Below are 17938 nucleotides of genomic sequence, written 5' to 3'. Positions count from 1 at the left end.
GCCGCATAAGGTTGTGCTGCCTTGGGGGCACGACCAACTTAGGCCGGACCGGCGTGCGATCCTTAAAGATGCCGAAGCAAGAGGCTGCAGTCCTAGAAGTCGTTTCGTGCAGCTAGATGATCAGCCTTTGCTCATGTTCTCATTCACTTCTCTGGAAGCTGCTCTCGACTTTCGGACATGTTATCAAGGCGAGCTTGTCGCGCTATCCGAGTTCGACAAGGTTGGGAACTGGACGCCAGCGGAGGACGGTATGTGTAACCTGTACAATGTGACCACTACACAGGAGGCTATGCGCTCATTTGCCAAGGCCGTAGACAAGCTTGGCAACCTTGAACCCTCGCTCGACATTTACCCTGACAGACCGGCACCTGTGATCCGCAATAGTGGCGAGGAACGCGAAATTACCATGCTCACTTGGGGTATGCCTTCACCTTCATTCGTGACGAAGGGCAAGCCCGACACGGGGGTCACCAATATCCGAAATGTCTCCTCTCCCCACTGGCGTAGGTGGCTGAAGCCAGAAAGCCGTTGTGTAGTGCCCTGGACGACTTTCTGCGAATGGGAGGACACCAAGCCGAGGAAGACCAAAAGGTGGTTCGCAATCAATGACAACAGGCCGTTGGCTTTCTTTGCGGGGATCTGGACAGACTGGGAGGGCGAGCGTGGCAGCGTGAAGAACCCACGACCGGGTAACCATCAGCTGTTCGGCTTCCTAACCTGCCCGCCTAATGGCATCGTTGCTCCCATCCATCCCAAAGCAATGCCAGTGATCCTCACGACGCCAGAGGAGGTTGATGTCTGGATGTCAGCGTCTTGGGATGAGGCAAAGGAACTGCAGAGGCCGTTACCAGATAATGGGCTGATTTTGTTACCGGTCGCTTAGGAGTGCATCCTCTTAGGTGATTTGACCCTGAGTCGGCCATCCATACTGGATATGTGCCTCGGACTCCTGACCGCCTCGCCAAATCGGAACAAGTTGACCGGACCGGAAGTCGACAATGATACGATCAAACACTGCCCTGAGGCGTATGTTCAGCTCAGCAGCATCTGACGCCAGAACACTTCGCAACTCGTCGCGGCGGCGCTGGGCACCGGCACCCCAACTCATATCGAGCTTCGCGATTTCAAGGCGGATCTCCTGTTCCAGCCGAAGTTTTTCTTCCTCGGATGCTGAGAGAGCCGTCCTAATTGCCTTGCTACTTCCCTGCTCAACGAGGGCGTCAATCAATTGGCTGATAGCGTGATCCGCATCCTGCAGTGATGCGGACAATTCTTGTACTCGGCTCTGCATGGCATCATCGGCCAACGGGGCGTGAGCCAGAACTCGGGGCAATTCGTCCCTGAGTGCGACCTCAGCTTTCTCCAGATCGACCGAGTGATAGTCGCAGCCCGCACCTGCCTTGGCGCGTGTGCAAACAAGCTTAGGTCTCCCTGAGCGAAGCTTCGTGCCTTTCATTACACGGGTCATTGAAGATGCGCATAACGGGCATTCTGCCAGCCCTGCAAAGACATTCTTGACGCCTGTCGCTCTATCTTGTGGTGCACGAGCCGACCTATCTCCAACGATTGCTTGAAGCCTGTCCGCTTCCTCATCACTAATGACCCTTGGATAGTAGCCTTTCACCGGATTCAGCGGCTTCCGTTGCCTCCCTTTCTGGTCGTCAAAATACGTCTCATGGGGGATTAACTCACCGACTAGGGCGGGGCTTTTCAGGATCTTCGAAATGTATGACCTATGCCACATAGTGCCCTTCCGCTTGCCGTGGCCGAACGTGGGGACACCCTCAGCATTCAGTGTCATGGCGATAGAGTGCTGCCCCCTGCCGTCTATGGCCATCTTTACGATGCGCTTAACTGTGGCTGCTTTGGACTCATCCAACCTAATCGCGCCATTCTCTAGCACCATCCATGCAGGGACCACACTGGTGAGTGGCCTCTCTCTTGCGGCAAGCCGTTTGCCTTCCCACGATGACCTGAGCCTTCGGGACTTAGTCTCGCTTTCCTCGTTAGCTCGAATAAACAGCATCAGCGCGATGAGGAGTGAGGTCGGATCTTTGTCGAGGGTGTCGAGGTCATATGCTCGCCCGTCGTTCAAAGTGACCACAGTCACCCCGCTCTCGACTATTTCGCTAAGAATGTTCATGGCTCGCCGCGCTGACTGGCGAGAGATGCGATCAAGGCTTTCGACTAGCAGATAAGATCCATGAGGCACCTCGCCGTCCTCAATAGCTTGCTTGAACTCGGCCAACTTTCCTGTCTCAGCATTCTTTCCTCTGAAGGCAGATACCCCCAGATCCCTGAATGACAGCCTCTCGTCGAGTGTCAGGTCATTTGCGGCAGCATACCGTGCCGCCATCTCTGTCTGACGACGGAAGCTGTCACCCTGAGCTTGCTCAGGAGTGGAAAACCGAAGGTATGAGTATGCAGTGGGCATTGGAGAAGTGATCCTGATTCAATAGGATCAATAGGTTATACTAGAGGGCATTAGTTCACAAGAGGTTGATGGTCGGCCCGCCGGGGTCCGGAAAATCCATGCTCGCGGCACGCCTGCCTTCAATTTTGCCGCCACTGTCCGCGGCAGAACTGCTGGAAGTCTCGATGATCCACTCGATCGCAGGTCAGTTGTCAGGCGGCAAGCTATCGGACACCCGGCCTTTCCGCACGCCTCATCATTCGGCGACCATGGCAGCGCTGGTTGGAGGCGGTTTACGGGCCAAACCAGGCGAGGCATCGATTGCCCATCACGGCATTCTCTTTCTCGACGAACTCCCGGAATTCTCGCCCCAGGTGCTGGATGCCCTGCGCCAGCCGCTGGAAACGGGAGACTGTATCATCGCCCGGGCCAACCACAGGGTCACTTATCCCGCGCGCTTCCAGCTCGTGGCTGCCATGAATCCATGTCGTTGCGGTATGGCTGGCGAGCCGGGTCACAGCTGTGCGCGCGGTCCGCGCTGCGCCTCTGACTATCAGGCTCGTATTTCCGGCCCGCTCATGGACCGCATCGATATCCGTATTGATGTCCCATCCGTGTCTGCAACGGACCTTATAAGGCCGCGACCGGCTGAGGCGAGCGCAGAGATCGCAAGACGTGTAGCCACTGCGCGGGAAAGGCAGAGGATACGCTTCGAAGAGGCCGGCATGCCCGACATCTACCTCAATGCAAGGGCTTCCACTTCCCTCATCGAAAAACTGGCAGAACCTGATCCCGGCGGCCTGCAATTGCTGAGAGATGCAGCCGAGAAATTCCGGTTTTCCGCAAGGGGTTACCATCGGGTATTGAAGGTTGCCAGAACGCTTGCCGATCTCGATGGGTCGGACAAGTTGGGCCGCATCCACTTGGCCGAAGCGATATCCTACCGTATTCCGGCCGAACGGCAGATGGCCGCTGCGTGACGTCGCGCGCAGCGGCCGGTTGATAGATTTTGTCAGTCATTCAATTGGGCCGAGCGGCCTCACTCGCCAAGGCCGTCGAACAGTGACGTCGACAGGTAGCGTTCGGCAAAGGATGGAATGATAACCACAATTGTCTTGCCGGCGTTCTCCTCGCGGCTACCGATCTTGACCGCGGCTTCCAGGGCTGCACCTGACGAAATGCCGACAGGTACACCTTCCAGACGCGCAACCAAACGGGCATTGGCAAAGGCTTCGTCGTTGCTCACGGTGACAACTTCGTCGTAGATCGATGTGTCGAGGATCTTGGGTGCAAAGCCGGCGCCGATACCCTGGATCTTGTGTGGACCGGGATTGCCGCCTGAGAGAACCGGACTGTCTGCAGGCTCAACTGCGATAACTTTGATGGAAGGCTTTCTCTCCTTCAGTACCTGGCCGGTGCCGGTAATCGTGCCGCCGGTGCCAATGCCCGCCACCAGAATGTCGATCGCGCCGTCGGTATCGTTCCAGATCTCTTCGGCAGTAGTCTTCCGGTGGATTTCCGGATTTGCGGCATTTTCGAACTGCTGTGGAATGAGGGCATTCGGCGTGGATGCAGCAAGTTCTTCTGCCTTGGCAATCGCGCCTTTCATACCCTTCGGACCCTCCGTCAGAACCAGCTCTGCCCCAAGAAGCGCCAGCATCTTGCGGCGCTCGATCGACATGGTTTCGGGCATGGTCAGGATCAGCTTGTAGCCTTTGGCGGCAGCGGCAAAGGCAAGCGCGATGCCGGTATTCCCGGATGTCGGTTCGATCAGAGTGGTCTTGCCAGGTGTGATTTTTCCTTGAGCTTCCAGCGACTCGATCATGGCGACACCGATACGGTCCTTGACGGACGCAATCGGGTTGAAGAATTCCAGCTTGGCCAGCAGATTGGCTTTAACGCCCTTAGCCTTGGCGAATTTGTCGAGCCGCACGATCGGCGTATCGCCGATAGTTTCCGTGATCGAAGCATAGACGCGTCCGCGTCCCGGTTTCTTTGCATCGGCCATTGTGGTGCTCCCTTTGAATATTGTCGTTGCTTAAAAGATAGGATCAACAGGCACAAATCGCCAGCATGCAATCACTAAGTCCTCAACTGGCGAGGAAAAAAACGCATGTCCTGACGACGCAAGGCAGATCTTTATTCCGCTGACTTAAAAATCGGCCATAGGTGTAAGGCGGAACGCCCTCTTTGGTCGATGTTCAATTGGGCCGCGCATCATCAAAACGAGATCGTCATCGTCTTGACGTATGTCGACGTTTTCAACGCCGATCTTGTCGGGAGGAAAGCCGATACGGATGCACTTTTCGTCCCAACTCAGTGATTGCGCAATATCGGCCAGCGATGGGATGCAGGGTCCGATAATATCAAGAAGTTCAGTCTCGCCATCGGTTGTCTTGCGCCATGCGATGATAACCCTGCTTCTTTCCATCAAGGTCAGGTGAACGCCGGTAATGAGATGACAGTTCAGGAAAAACATGCGCGAATGGCAGCACACTGAAAAGCGCGAAGAAACCGGAATGCGCTGGTCGAGATGGTGGCTCAACAGATCAACATCGTTTGGTATCGCGAGATCGAGCATTCGTGTCTGCTCACGAGAACCATCGCGAGGGACCGAAGCTTCGAAGATGTGTTGGGCCAGCACTTCGAATTCGTAAGGTGCATAGAGTGTTGGTTTGTCCGTCAGCAGGACCAAGCTCTCAAAGCCTGCCTCCTCACATCGCTCAAGCATTCGCTGAATCAGGCTCCGAAAAAGGCCTCTCCCCCTGTATTCAGGTAGCACCGCGCCACTTTGCCAACCGCCACAGCGTCTGACCTGCCCGTCAATCATCATTGGCAGTGAAAACGCGCTGAGATTGGCGACAACTCTGCCATATTCATCGAACCAGGCGCATGCAATGCTGCTGCGGTCATGGCCGCCATAAAGATCGATCGGGTCGATCTCGACGTCGAAGACGTCACGAAGCAACTGTTTGACCGACTGCCAGCCAGCGGCATCAGCGAAATAGTCTTCTCGGTAAACGAGTCCGGGTCGAGCGGGGGGTAACGTCATGCCGTTCCCGTCGATCCGAAGCCGCCATGTCCGCGTGTCGTTTCACTTGCAGACGATGTCTCGGCAACACGTGCTTGCACCACCGGCGCGATCACCATCTGCGCAATTCGCATGCCGCGATTGATCACGAAGGGATCATGGCCCAGATTGACGAGCAGCACCTTCACCTCTCCGCGATAGTCGCTGTCTATGGTGCCCGGAGTATTGAGGCAGGTTATACCGTTTTTGTAGGCGAGGCCGGACCGCGGACGGATCTGGGCTTCAAATCCATGTGGCACCTCAAACACAAAGCCCGTTGGAATAAGCGCGCGCTGACCGGGGTCGAGAACGACAGCATCGTCTTCACCGACAGCTGCACGCAGGTCCATGCCAGCGGCGCCCGCCGTCTCATAGGCTGGCAATTCCATGCCGTCACCGTGGGGGAGGCGAACGAGATTGAGCAAGGGTCCGAGAACGTCGCGCATGGCATTTTCCTTCCTGGCGGGAGTTGCGTGTCTCCAATTGCATATTCGCCCTCAAGTCGCTAGATAACCGCCAACGAATAAGGATTTTCAGCTCATGGCCGAAACACTTGCCGAGGCGGTCTCTCGCCGCCGAACCTTTGCGATCATCGCGCACCCGGATGCGGGTAAGACAACGCTCACCGAAAAGCTGTTGCTGTTCGGCGGTGCGATCCAGCTCGCCGGCGAAGTTAAGGCAAAGAAAGACCGGATTCAGACCCGTTCGGACTGGATGAAGATCGAGCGCGAGCGCGGCATTTCGGTTGTCACCTCCGTGATGACCTTCGAATACGGCGGCAATGTCTTCAACATTCTCGACACACCCGGCCATGAAGATTTCGCAGACGATACCTATCGCACCCTGACCGCTGTCGATGCAGCGGTCATGGTCATCGATGCTGCAAAGGGTATCGAGTCTCGCACGCTGAAGCTCTTTGAAGTGTGCCGGATGCGCGATATTCCGATCATCACCTTCGTCAACAAGATGGACCGTGAAAGCCGCGATCCGTTTGAAATTCTGGACGAAGTGGAAGAAAAGCTGGCGCTGGATACCGCTCCGGTCACTTGGCCTGTTGGCCGCTCGAAGTCGTTTTGCGGTTCCTATCATCTGACCAACAACACCTATCGCGGCCCAGACTCACAGGTCCAGGCAACACCGGTCAACGGACCTCAAACTGTCGCGGAAAATTTGCCACAGAACGAGCGCGAAAGCTTTATCGAGGAGCTGGAACTCGCCCGTGAAGCTTGCCGTCCGTTCGACCGGCAGTCTTTCCTCGAAGGGCATATGACGCCAGTCTTCTTCGGTTCGGCGCTTCGCAATTATGGTGTGCGCGACCTCATCAACGCGCTTGGCGCACTTGCCCCGCCCCCGCGCGACCAGGTGGCGGATATTCGTACCGTCCATGCAAGCGAAGACAAGATGACGGCCTTCGTCTTCAAGATACAGGCCAATATGGACCCGAACCACCGCGACCGTATTGCCTTTGCGCGTGTCTGTTCTGGCAAGCTGGAGCGCGGCATGAAGGCAAAGCTTGCCCGCACCGGCAAGCAGCTTGGCCTGACCGCGCCGCAGTTTTTCTTCGCATCCCAGCGTCAGCTTGCCGACACGGCCTATGCCGGCGATGTCGTTGGCATTCCGAACCACGGAACACTGCGTATCGGCGACACACTGACAGAGGGCGAAGCGCTCGTCTTTCAGGGCGTGCCCAATTTTGCCCCGGAAATCCTGCGTCGCGTTCGCCTGGAGGATGCCATGAAGGCCAAAAAGCTCAAGGAAGCCTTGCAGCAGATGGCGGAAGAGGGCGTGGTTCAGTTGTTTCAGCCGGAGGACGGCTCACCCGCCATCGTCGGGGTTGTTGGAGCGCTGCAGCTTGACGTCTTGAAGGAGCGCCTTCAAGGGGAATATGGCCTGCCGGTCTCGTTCGAGATGGCGCGCTTCTCTGTCTGCCGATGGATTTCAGCCGATCAGAACGCCGATCTGGAAAAGTTCATCACCGCACGTCGCGGCGATATCTGCCGGGACCTAGATGGCGATCCAGTCTTCATGGCGCAGGATACGTTCTCGCTTCGCTATGAATCCGAACGCCATCCTGCGATCAAGATGGTCGAGATCAAGGAATATCACGTCGCAAAGGCGGCGTGATTACCGCCTGACCAATCGCAGTCGGCCATCCTCGTCTGTCGTAGCCGAGATTTCGCGATAGTCGATGATCGATGGCTCGCCAAGGGCGTGCTCGTGCTGATGCGTCGAGGTGATGACCATCACATCCGCGCCCGCTGCCTTGCCCGCCTGAACGCCGGCCGGCACATCTTCAAACACAAGGCAGCGGCTGGGGTCGAAGCCGAGCCGGGACGCGCCCAGGCGGTACCCGCTCGGATCTGGCTTGCCCACCGTTACATCCTCTGCGGTCACGCTGCCTGACGGTAGTGTCAGTCCGACCGCGCCCAGACGGGCCTTTGCCAGATTGATGGGTGACGATGTCACGATGGTCCACCGCGACGGCGGCAGCGACGATAGGAACGCTGCGGCACCTTCGATCGTGACCACGCCCTCGACATCCTCGATTTCCCCGCGTTCGACGTCAGCTGCCTCTGCCAACGGATCCACTCCCGGCAGGGCAAGTCCGCGGATTGTGTCGATGCCGCGCTTGCCGTGCATGGTCGGCAGAAAAGCTTCCACATCCAGACCATGCTTTTCTGCCCAACGGCTCCACACACGCTCGGCGGCCAGAATCGAGTTAATCAAGGTTCCGTCTAGATCAAACAGAAAGGCGTCGTAACCGGTTGCAAAGACGTCATTGGTGTTCTGAGGCATTGAGGGACTTTCAGATGGAAGCGGTCTGCGCGGATGTGGCAGGGTGGGGAACGGATTCGGTAGGCAAGGTAATCTCTCGAGGCGGGCTGTCCAACAGGCCCGCCGGAAATATTTCAGGAGGCAAAGTCGGAGCGCCAGCATCAGGGCCGAAGGCTGTTTGCTACATCCCAGCGCGCCTCAGCTTCGCGCGTGACACAGCGTTGGCTTTGCCGTTAAACTGAGGTCTGGAGAGACAGGGGCGTTCGTTGCAAGACGGGCTGAGAGGTACCCTTGGAACCTGAACCAGATAATGCTGGCGGAGGGAGTCGCTCGGGATCGTCCGATTGGATCGCTTTCTGATCAAGATCTCCCGCGTCTTCGTCCGGTTGAAAGGGACGAGATGAAGTACAGCGCAAATTCGAGATCATGTTTCACCGGTTGTGGGGGGATGAACGCATGATCCGAAACGTCCTTTCCATTGCAGGATCTGATCCATCCGGCGGGGCGGGCATCCAGGCAGACCTGAAGGCCTTCTCCGCTTTGGGCGCCTACGGAATGGCAGCGCTCACCGCATTGACCGCGCAAAACACGCAAGGCGTGTCTGCGGTTTATCCGCTGCCGCATGCCTTCGTTGCCGAGCAGATCCGCATGATCTTTGCCGATATTCGCGTGGATGCCATTAAGATCGGCATGATCGCCAATGCAGATATTGCGAAGGCTGTGGCGGAGGCATTGCAGCGCCATCGATCTGTCCCGGTCGTCCTCGATCCGGTCATGATCGCCAAGGGTGGCGCACCGCTTCTCAAACCGGATGCCGTCGCAGTCTTGAAAAGCGCACTCCTGCCACTTGCAACCTGCCTCACACCAAATCTGCCAGAGGCTGCCGTTCTGCTCGGTTTAGCGGAAGCTGCGACTAGAGAGCAGATGGAAGGTCAAGCGCGCCAGATATTGACGCTCGGACCAAAGGCAGTTCTGTTGAAGGGCGGACATCTGGAAGGCAAGGACAGTCCGGACGTTCTGGTGACGAGCGACATAACCCACTGGTTCGAAGCAAACCGCATCGATACGCCCAACACCCATGGAACCGGTTGTTCCCTGTCGAGCGGGATTGCAGCAGAACTTGCAAAAGGTGTGGACGTCCTCACTGCCATTTCGACTGCCAAGATCTGGCTGACGGGGGCTGTTCTGGCTGCCGGTCAGTTGGCGGTCGGAGCAGGTCACGGCCCGGTCCATCATTTTCATGAGCTGTGGCGCCAAAGCTGACCTCCAAGGGCAGGCAGTCCGTTGCCTCGCGTCAATCTTCCTGATCTTCGGGAAGGTCATTGATGTCAGGCAACCAGGTTGCTGCGGACCGGCACCACATCTGTTCGCGAGGAAACAGTTGTGAGCGTTGGTTGATGCTTCCCCAGCGAATTCCGCGCTCACCGGTTTCATCTTCGCCTGTGGTAAAGAGTGGCGATCCGCATTCGGGGCAGAAAAACTGCTTTCGCACATTCCCGTTGTCGCCGTGCTTTATATAGAGCTTTGGTGCCGAACCTGTCAGGCGAACGGTATTTGAGGCGGTGATAACCGTGACGCGGAACGGCGACCCGGTCAGCCTTTGGCAGTCTGTGCAATGGCAGATATAGACTTCGGCCGGATCGATCTCTGCCTCATAGGTCACCTTGCCGCAATGGCACTGCCCGTCTATCCGCATTGTCCGCTCCCTCGTTGGTTCAAGACAACATCGCAATCCGGGCGAAGATCTGCCACCCGAAAATGCCGAATTTTTCATCCCGCACTTTCGAGTGGTTCAGGCCGCGCCGTTAGTGATCGGCCTTGATGAATGTTCCGTTTTGCAGTTCCTGCATCGCCAGCATCAATTCTTCACGGGTGTTCATCACGATCGGGCCATGCCAGGCGACCGGTTCTTTGATCGGTTTGCCCGACACCAGAAGGAAGCGGATGCCTTGATCACCTGCCTGAACCGTAATTTCATCGCCCGTGTCGAAGACGACCAGTGTACGATTGCCGGAGAGGTCGCGGATATTGAGTTCTTCGCCCTCGAACTCCTTCTCCACCCGCACGCCGAACGGCTTCGAGGCATCCCGAAAAGTGCCGGAACCCGCAAAGATGTAAGCAAAGGCCGAGCGGTAGGTATCAACTGGAAACGTCTTGCGCTTGCCCGGCGGCACCGAGATATCGAGATACACAGGCTCGGCAGCGATACCGTCCACGGGTCCGGATTTACCCCAGAAGCTGCCGGAGACCACCCGCACTGCCGTGCCATCGTCGTCGACGACGACCGGAATGTCTGCGGCCTTGATGTCCTGATAGCGCGGTGCCGTCATCTTCAGTGAAGACGGCAGGTTGGCCCATAGCTGGAAGCCATGCATCTTGCCGGCGAAATCGCCCTTCGGCATTTCCTGGTGCATGATGCCGCTACCGGCTGTCATCCACTGAATGTCTCCGGCACCGAGCATGCCTTGATTGCCAAGACTGTCGCCATGCTCAACGGTGCCTGCCAAGACATAGGTAATCGTTTCGATACCCCGATGCGGATGCCAGGGAAAGCCGCGAATATAATCCTGCGGATTGTCGTTGCGAAAATCATCCATCATCAAGAAGGGGTCAGTCATCGACGGATCGCCGAAGCCAAAGACCCGATTCAGTTTGACACCGGCGCCTTCCATGGTGGGCTGGGCTTGGCTTTCGTGTTTGACAGGTCGAATGGACATCTGTGGCTCCTTTCGAGCAAAAGCAGAATTGCAGCCAATATAGTCGAAACAGCCGTGACGCGAAGAGGGTGGGCCAGAACGCACTGTTCACCTTTTTTGCTGCCGTATCTCCGTTCGATTTGGCGAGGCCGACAAAAATCTTTCAATGAAAGATGGGCGGGTTAAGATAATCTTAGCCAAGAATGCCAACACTGTCTGGACCGCCGCATGCGGATGCGGCTGGCCGGAGAACAAAAGACATGTGCCGTTGGGCAGCCTATCGCGGAGCGCCTCTCTATCTTGAAGAGCTTGTCAGCTCGCCTGCTCATTCCCTGATTGAACAATCCCATTGTGCCACGAAGGCCAAGACCGCGACCAATGCGGATGGTTTCGGCATCGCCTGGTATGGTGATCGTCCTGAACCGGGCCGTTTTCGCGATGTGCTGCCGGCATGGTCTGACTGCAATCTGAAAAGTCTTGCCGGGCAAATCCGGTCACCGCTCTTTCTTGCCCATGTGCGGGCAGCAACCCATGGTTCGACACGCCGTGACAATTGTCATCCCTTCGTGCACGACACCTGGTCTTTCATGCACAATGGTCAGATCGACCATTTTGACAAACTGCGTCGCTCCATGGAAGCCATGCTCGACGATGATTTGTTTAATGCGCGCTGTGGTTCGACTGATTCCGAACTTCTGTTTCTGTTGGCTCTCCAGCTTGGCATGCGCGAACAACCCTTGCAGGCCATGGCCAATGCAATAGGTTTTGTCGAACAGCTGAGCAATGAGATCTTGGGCTCAGCGCGCGTGCGCTTCACGGCCGCCTTCTCAGATGGAAAGGCCTTGTATGGGGTCCGCTACGCGAGCGATGCCAACGCGCCGACGCTGTTCGCCGCACCCATGGGCGGCGGCTACTGCCTTGTGTCAGAGCCGCTGAACGACGAGAAAGACACCTGGGTCGAAATTCCGGAATGCAGCGCTGTGATCGTCACCGACAACGGGCTTGACGCTGCGGAGTTCAAGCCGGCGGTGGCGCAGTCGCACGCAGTTGAGGCTGCGGAATAAGCGACCGATACACATGAATGCATTCGGTGTCTTGGATACTGCTTTGCTAGGACTTTGCCTTCAGCCTGTCCGCGATCTCCTGAGCAAGCTTGGCGGCGACCTCGTCCTTTGATAAATCGGGCCATTCGCTGATGCCAGATGCCTCAATGATCTTTACGCGATTGCGCAGGCCGCCCATGATGCCGGTCTCGGGCGAAACATCATTGGCAACAATGATATCGGCACCCTTGCGCTCAAGTTTGGCGCGACCATTGTTTTCCACATCCTGCGTCTCCGCCGCAAACCCGACAACCATACTGGGGCGCAACGTGTGGTGTCCGACGGTTTTCAGGATGTCGGGGTTTTCCGTAAGCTCAAGCGGTTGCGGTGCTTCGCCCGGCTTTTTCTTGATTTTCTGGCGATCCATGGAGGCCACTCGCCAATCGGCGACGGCAGCAACCATTACGGCGATATCGGCAGGCAAAAGCCCAAGCACCGCATCGCGCATTTCTTCCGCGCGCTCTACGTGCATAACGGATACACCGGCCGGATCAGGAATCGTCACAGGCCCGGATATCAGGGTTACATCCGCCCCGAGTTTCGCAAGAGCCGCCGCAATCGCATGACCTTGCCGACCAGATGAGCGGTTGGCGATATAGCGCACCGGGTCAATCGGCTCATGGGTGGGACCGGAAGTGACAATGGCTTTCTTGCCGGTAAGTGGGCGCTCCATGGGCGCAAGCAGGCCTTCGACCGCCGCGACAATGGCGAGCGGTTCTGCCATCCGGCCTGTGCCGGACTCTCCGCTCTCTGCCATTTCACCTTGCATCGGACCGATGAAGTGAACACCGTCGTTGTGGAGCGTCTCGACATTGCGTCTGGTTGCCGGATGGTTCCACATTTTCGGGTTCATCGCAGGTGCAACCAGCACGGGCCTGTCTGCCGCCAGAAGAATTGCCGATGCCAGATCTCCGGCAAGCCCGTTTGCCATCTTGGCCATCAGATCAGCCGTCGCCGGGGCCACGACAATCAAGTCGCAGTCCCGCGCCAGCCGGATATGGCCGACATCCTGCTCATCTTCGCGGGAAAACAGATCGGTGAAGACATGGCCCGAAGAAAGAGCTCCCACAGCCAGCGGAGTGACGAATTCTTGCGCAGCCTTGGTCATCACGGGTCGAACCTCGGCACCGCGTTCACGCAGCCTGCGAATAAGGTCGAGGCTTTTATATGCCGCGATCCCGCCGGCCATGATCAAAAGAATTCGCTTGTTTTCCAAGACCATCGCTATTTTCAGCCTTCTATGTATCCGGCGGCGACCCTAGCGCAAAAGCCATTGCGCTGGAAAGCGCCATTGCTTCTCACATATGCGACGGCAGAAAAAGAACAATGGCGGGAAAGGCAAGCAGGATGGCAATGCGAACGAAATCGATGGCCACAAAGGGTATGAGACCGGAAAAGATCGTCTTCAGGCGGACATTGCGCACCACTGATCGCAAGACGAAGGCGTTCATGCCCACCGGCGGTGTGATGTAACTGATCTCGGTCACCACGACGATGAAGATGCCGAACCAGATCAGATCAAACCCGGCTGCGGCAACCACCGGATAGAAAATCGGCACAGTCAGTGTGATCATCGACAAGCCTTCAAGCATGCAGCCGAGCACAATATAGATGGCAAGGATTGTGAGGATGATCGCTGTCGGGCTGTCACCGAATATGGTCAGCCCCGTTTGAAGGTCTTGGGTCATGCCGGACAGGTTCACGTAGCTGGTGAATGTCAGCGCGCCGAACAGGATGAAGAACATCATGGCCGTGTTCTTCGCCGTCTCAAACAGCGTTCCCAGCGCATCGGTCAGCTTGAAGCGTCCGCTCAGAACGGCCAGCAAGAAGGCACCGGCGGCTCCCATGCCGGCCGATTCCGTCGGCGTGAACACACCAAAGTAGATGCCGCCCATGACAAAGGCGAACAGGATCAGGGCGCCAAGTGTCCCGCGCAACGCCCGCAGTCGCTCGACAAGAGGCAGCTTTTCCTGAACGGAAAGGTCAATGCCCCGCAAGCGGACAGAAATCGCAACCGCGATCATATAGCCGATCACCCCGAGGATGCCCGGAATGAGGCCGGCAAGAAACAGCTTGCCAATGTCCTGCTGGGTCATGATGCCATAGAACACCAGAATGACGGATGGCGGTATGAGGATGCCAAGTGTCCCGCCGGCTGCGATCGAGGCCGTTGAGAGACTATCCGGATAGCCGAAACGCCGCATGGATGGCAGCGCAATTTTCGACATGGTGGCCGCTGTTGCAAGCGATGATCCGCAAACGGAAGAAAAGCCGCCGCAGGCAATCACAGTTGCCATGGCCAAGCCACCTTTGCGGTGTCTCAGCCACGCATTGGCCGAGCGATAAAGATCCTCGGCAATTCCCGACTGAACGACAAAATTGCCCATCATCAGGAACAGCGGCAGTACGGAGAGTGAGTATTCCCGGCTGTTGTCGAAGAAGGTTTGTCCAAGGAGCGAGAGTGCCGGCTGAAGACCGATGATCGACATTGTTCCGAGTGTCCCGACGATTGCCAGAGCAAAGGATATAGGCATGCCAACCAGCATCAGGACGAGAAGAAGAAGGCTGCCGATCGGCCAGGTCATGAGGATCTCGAGAAATTTCGCCCGCTAGCGTTTGCTTGACAGGACTTGGGAAAGGGTAATGAGAGCCGCGACTGCAGTGGCCGTTGCACAGAGATAGGCGATCGGCGCAACAGGCAAGTGCAAGCTCACCGTGCGTTCGCCATAGTTCGCCATGGCCTGACCCTGCGCCAGTAAGCGCCAGGCGATCACTGCAAGAGCGCCTGATGATAGCAGGCTTATGGCCGCACGCCGTATCGGCTGGAACCAGGAGGGCATGCGGTCAACAAGAAGATCGACCGTGACATGCTCGTCGTCGAGACAGACCGCTGGCAGACCGATGAAGATGACAGAAGACAGCAGCAATGCGGTAATTTCCGTTGCACCGCTCAGCGGGCTATTGAACGCATAGCGTCCAATGACGTCGGCAACGGTGACCAGCATCATGATCATCAGCAATACCCCACTGACGATCGCAAGCAGCATTCTGACGGGCGACAGCCTGAGAGCCGTCGCCGTTTCCTGTCCGCCTGCCTGTTCCGGGGTCATTCGCCTTTTTCTGCCTTGGCGATCTCGGCCTTCAAGGCGTCGACGGCGGCTGTTACATCGATGCCGGTTTCAGCTGCCTCAGCGAGCTTTGCGTCGATGATCGGCTGGAGGTCGGCTTTGATTGCCGTCATCTGCTCCTGAGACGCGTCAATAAGCTTGATCTTGCCCTCCATCGCAGTCTTGCCGTCGGCATCGGCCTTATCCCAGGCCTTGCCGGCCATGCGGGCCAGTGCCTCACCGGAAACGCTGTCGATAGCCGTCTTGTCCTCGTCAGAAAGCGCATCCCACTTCGCCTTGTTCATGACGACGAAGAACGAGGTGTTGTAGAGACCGCCGCGTACCACGAGTGCCTGGTCGAGCATCGGGATCAGCTTGAAAAAGGCGACAGATTCGAACGGGAACGTAATGCCGTCGGCCACGCCGCTCGAAAGCAGTTCGTAGGTCTTGGAGGAAGGGCCTTCCACCGGCACGGCGCCGAGGCCCTTGACCAGTTCGCCAACAATGCCGCCGCCGACACGCAGCTTGGCGCCATCTACGCCATCCATGGTCGAAAGATCACGGCCCTTGGCGAAGATTTCGCCCGGTCCGTGGGTGAAGACGGCCAGAACCTTGACTTGATCATATTCTCCAGCCTTGCGCAGCATCTTGTCGAATACGCGCCAGTAGCCGACGGAGTTTGCTTCCGCGCTGTCGCCCAGGAACGGGATTTCAGTCAGGTTGGTGGTCTTGAAACGGCCGGGGTTATAGCCCTGCACACCATAGGTGATATCGGCGACGCCATTGACGGCAAAATCAAAATGCGCAGCCGGCGGGCCAAGCGGAGCCGGCAGCACGTTGATAGTCACGCGACCGTCGGTGGCTTCCTTCACGGCCTCGGCATAGGGCACCATCAGATCCTTCATCAGCGGGTGCGACGGTGGAAGCCAGTTTGCCATGTTCAATACGGTTTCGGCACGTGCGACCGACATGGAGGCGAGGCTTGAGCCGAAGGCGATGGCAAGCGGAAGGATGAACTTCGAAAGCTTCATAAAATACTCCAGGAGGTGGCCGACAGCCGAACCAGATTTTGAGAGGGCGATCGGAAATCGACCGTCAGGAACGTGTGAAGACGGGGACGTCGTCAAATGAATATGTGGCACAATATGCGTATTTTCCGCCACCAAGGTCAAGGCGGGGCAGGCGCATCAATGCATGGATGAGAGGAGGCTGAACGCAATGGCCATCAGTGAAAGGGCGATCACCCAAAGAGCAATGCGTCCTGACCGTGTGTGACGCGCTTCCGCCTTGCCGATCGCTTCTGCCGTCGAGGCGTCAAAGCGCAGACCGTTTTCGCTCATATTCATCAGCGAGGTGTGAAGCTTCTCCGTCTGGGCAGCGATTTCAGGAGCGGCTTCCGCCAGTCTAAGCGCGGCCTTCAGGCCGTCCTGAACATCAACGAGTAGTCGCTTCGGACCGAGATTGTCCTTGATCCAGCCGCTCACAACGGGTTCGGACGCCTTCCACATGTTGAACTGCGGATTGAGGATGCGCGAAACGCCCTCGACCACGACCATGGTCTTTTGCAGCATCACGAGTTCTGGCCGCGTTTCCATCTCGAACAGCTCTGTCACCTCGAACAGAAGTGTCAGCAGCTTGCCCATGGAGATCGTTTCTGCAGGCTGGCCATGGATCGGTTCGCCGATTGCGCGAATCGCCTGGGCAAAACTCGCCATATTATGATGGGATGGAACATATCCGGCTTCGAAATGCACTTCTGCCACGCGCATATAGTCGCGGGTTATGAAGCCGTAGAGAATCTCGGCGAGAAAACGCCGTTCCTTTTTGCCAAGGCGTCCGGTTATGCCAAGGTCGACGGCAACGATCATGCCGGCAGGATCGACGAACAAATTGCCCGGATGCATGTCGGCGTGGAAAAACCCGTCCCGCAACGTGTGGCGCAGGAACGACTGGATCAGCGTGTCAGCAAGCGCGTTGAGATCGTGACCAGCGTCCCGCAGACCGTCCACATTCGACATCTTGACGCCGTCGATCCATTCCATCGTCACGACGTCGCGACCGGTGCGCTCCCAGTCGACGGTTGGAACCCTGAAGCCCGGATCGTTGCGGGTATTTTCGGCCAGTTCGGACAGCGCCGCAGCTTCCAGCCGCAGGTCCATTTCGATCTTCGTCGTCTGCTCCAGCGTCTGGGTTACTTCAACCGGACGCAGTCGCCGGCTGAGCGGCAGGAAACGCTCCTGCAGATGTGCAACGAGATACATTGCCTCCAGATCGTCGGCGAAACGTTTGCGCACACCGGGACGGATAACCTTGATTGCAACCTTCTGCGGTCCGCCATCGCGCATGACAGCGCCCGCATGAACCTGGGCTATCGAGGCTGCTGCGAGAGGTTCCTGGAAATCGGTGTAAAGGGCTGAAATCGGCCTCCCGAGAGAGGATTCAATGGAAGCCTTGGCTTCGGATGTGGGAAAAAACGCCATGCGATCCTGCAGGCCGGCCAGATCTTCGGCCATGTCGGCACCGACAACATCGGGTCGTGTAGCCAGAAACTGTCCGATCTTCACATAGGAAGGCCCAAGCCGCTCCACAGCTTTTGCCAACCGGTCCGATCGTTCGCGGCTCTTGACCTTGCGTCGGGCAAAAACCCCGGCCACTGCCTTTGCGAAGCGCACCTTGCCTGGAAGATCTTCAGACGGAAGCTCGGCAATGACGCCTTCGCGCATCAACACCCAGCCTACCCGAACAAGACGGAAATATGCGCCAACAGTGCTCAT

General features: G+C 57.3%; 16 protein-coding genes, 1 pseudogene and 1 riboswitch. Of the genes and pseudogenes, 5 read left to right on the top strand and 12 right to left on the bottom strand.

What is annotated here, in order from left to right; translation table 11 throughout:
• Positions 1-250: 250 nt before the first annotated feature.
• A complete protein-coding gene (locus ACWPM9_RS18875) occupies positions 251-883 on the top strand; it encodes an SOS response-associated peptidase (protein WP_484757684.1) in 633 nt (210 codons plus the stop codon).
• A gap of 12 nt (positions 884-895) precedes the next feature.
• Here ACWPM9_RS18875 and ACWPM9_RS18870 read toward each other — a convergent pair whose 3' ends face one another.
• Positions 896-2434, bottom strand: coding sequence for a recombinase family protein (locus tag ACWPM9_RS18870; RefSeq protein ID WP_484756135.1), 1539 nt, complete (start codon positions 2432-2434; stop codon positions 896-898).
• 56 nt (positions 2435-2490) lie between these two features.
• Between ACWPM9_RS18870 and ACWPM9_RS18865 the strand changes: the two are divergent.
• Positions 2491-3393, top strand: a pseudogene (locus ACWPM9_RS18865) (YifB family Mg chelatase-like AAA ATPase); the annotation flags it as partial.
• Between the two features lie 59 nt (positions 3394-3452).
• Here ACWPM9_RS18865 and cysK read toward each other — a convergent pair.
• From cysK to dut, 3 genes are all read right to left on the bottom strand, one after another.
• The gene (gene cysK / locus ACWPM9_RS18860; protein ID WP_484756134.1) at positions 3453-4421 is read right to left on the bottom strand and encodes a cysteine synthase A; all 969 of its coding nucleotides are present in this window, start codon (positions 4419-4421) and stop codon (positions 3453-3455) included.
• Between the two features lie 144 nt (positions 4422-4565).
• Positions 4566-5465: a GNAT family N-acetyltransferase gene (locus ACWPM9_RS18855; protein ID WP_484756133.1), complete on the bottom strand. Its 900-nt coding sequence runs from the start codon at positions 5463-5465 to the stop codon at positions 4566-4568.
• On the bottom strand, positions 5462-5929 hold the full coding sequence (gene dut / locus ACWPM9_RS18850) for a dUTP diphosphatase (RefSeq protein WP_484756132.1): 468 nt from the start codon (positions 5927-5929) through the stop codon (positions 5462-5464). The genes ACWPM9_RS18855 and dut overlap by 4 nt, the downstream gene beginning before the upstream one ends.
• A gap of 94 nt (positions 5930-6023) precedes the next feature.
• Here dut and ACWPM9_RS18845 point away from each other — a divergent pair, with 94 nt between their 5' ends.
• Entirely contained in the window at positions 6024-7607 is a 1584-nt protein-coding gene (locus ACWPM9_RS18845; protein WP_484756131.1) for a peptide chain release factor 3, read from the top strand.
• On the opposite strand, the gene ACWPM9_RS18840 is transcribed toward ACWPM9_RS18845, so the two are convergent.
• Positions 7608-8279, bottom strand: a complete 672-nt coding sequence (locus ACWPM9_RS18840) for an HAD-IA family hydrolase (protein WP_484756130.1) — start codon at positions 8277-8279, stop codon at positions 7608-7610. It lies immediately after the preceding gene.
• Positions 8280-8503: 224 nt separating this feature from the next.
• A riboswitch (TPP riboswitch) is annotated at positions 8504-8600 on the top strand.
• 114 nt (positions 8601-8714) lie between these two features.
• On the opposite strand from ACWPM9_RS18840, the gene thiD reads away from it, so the two are divergent.
• Entirely contained in the window at positions 8715-9521 is an 807-nt protein-coding gene (thiD, locus tag ACWPM9_RS18835) for a bifunctional hydroxymethylpyrimidine kinase/phosphomethylpyrimidine kinase (RefSeq protein WP_484756129.1), read from the top strand.
• 31 nt (positions 9522-9552) lie between these two features.
• Here the strand turns inward: thiD and ACWPM9_RS18830 are convergent, their stop codons facing one another.
• Both ACWPM9_RS18830 and ACWPM9_RS18825 read right to left on the bottom strand, forming a co-directional pair.
• Positions 9553-9954 (bottom strand): GFA family protein, encoded by a 402-nt coding sequence (locus ACWPM9_RS18830; protein ID WP_484756128.1) that lies wholly within the window; start codon positions 9952-9954, stop codon positions 9553-9555.
• A 109-nt stretch (positions 9955-10063) separates the two neighbouring features.
• The gene (locus tag ACWPM9_RS18825) at positions 10064-10975 is read right to left on the bottom strand and encodes a pirin family protein (RefSeq protein ID WP_428186166.1); all 912 of its coding nucleotides are present in this window, start codon (positions 10973-10975) and stop codon (positions 10064-10066) included.
• 239 nt (positions 10976-11214) lie between these two features.
• Between ACWPM9_RS18825 and ACWPM9_RS18820 the strand changes: the two genes are divergently transcribed.
• Complete coding sequence (locus tag ACWPM9_RS18820; RefSeq protein ID WP_484756127.1) at positions 11215-12018, top strand: class II glutamine amidotransferase; 804 nt, start codon at positions 11215-11217, stop codon at positions 12016-12018.
• A gap of 46 nt (positions 12019-12064) precedes the next feature.
• Here the strand turns inward: ACWPM9_RS18820 and coaBC are convergent, their stop codons facing one another.
• The 5 genes from coaBC to ubiB form a co-directional block, all read right to left on the bottom strand.
• Positions 12065-13279 (bottom strand): bifunctional phosphopantothenoylcysteine decarboxylase/phosphopantothenate--cysteine ligase CoaBC, encoded by a 1215-nt coding sequence (gene coaBC, locus ACWPM9_RS18815; RefSeq protein ID WP_484756126.1) that lies wholly within the window; start codon positions 13277-13279, stop codon positions 12065-12067.
• Between the two features lie 76 nt (positions 13280-13355).
• Positions 13356-14642, bottom strand: a complete 1287-nt coding sequence (locus ACWPM9_RS18810; RefSeq protein WP_484756125.1) for a TRAP transporter large permease — start codon at positions 14640-14642, stop codon at positions 13356-13358.
• A 24-nt stretch (positions 14643-14666) separates the two neighbouring features.
• A complete protein-coding gene (locus tag ACWPM9_RS18805) occupies positions 14667-15167 on the bottom strand; it encodes a TRAP transporter small permease (protein ID WP_484756124.1) in 501 nt (166 codons plus the stop codon).
• Positions 15164-16195: a TRAP transporter substrate-binding protein gene (locus ACWPM9_RS18800; RefSeq protein WP_484756123.1), complete on the bottom strand. Its 1032-nt coding sequence runs from the start codon at positions 16193-16195 to the stop codon at positions 15164-15166. The genes ACWPM9_RS18805 and ACWPM9_RS18800 overlap by 4 nt, the downstream gene beginning before the upstream one ends.
• A gap of 156 nt (positions 16196-16351) precedes the next feature.
• Positions 16352-17938, bottom strand: a complete 1587-nt coding sequence (ubiB, locus tag ACWPM9_RS18795) for a 2-polyprenylphenol 6-hydroxylase (protein WP_484756122.1) — start codon at positions 17936-17938, stop codon at positions 16352-16354.

The organism is Agrobacterium sp. H141 (assembly GCF_057158725.1).
Note: the sequence above shows the minus strand (reverse complement) of the source record. Positions and strands in the feature narration are given on the sequence as shown.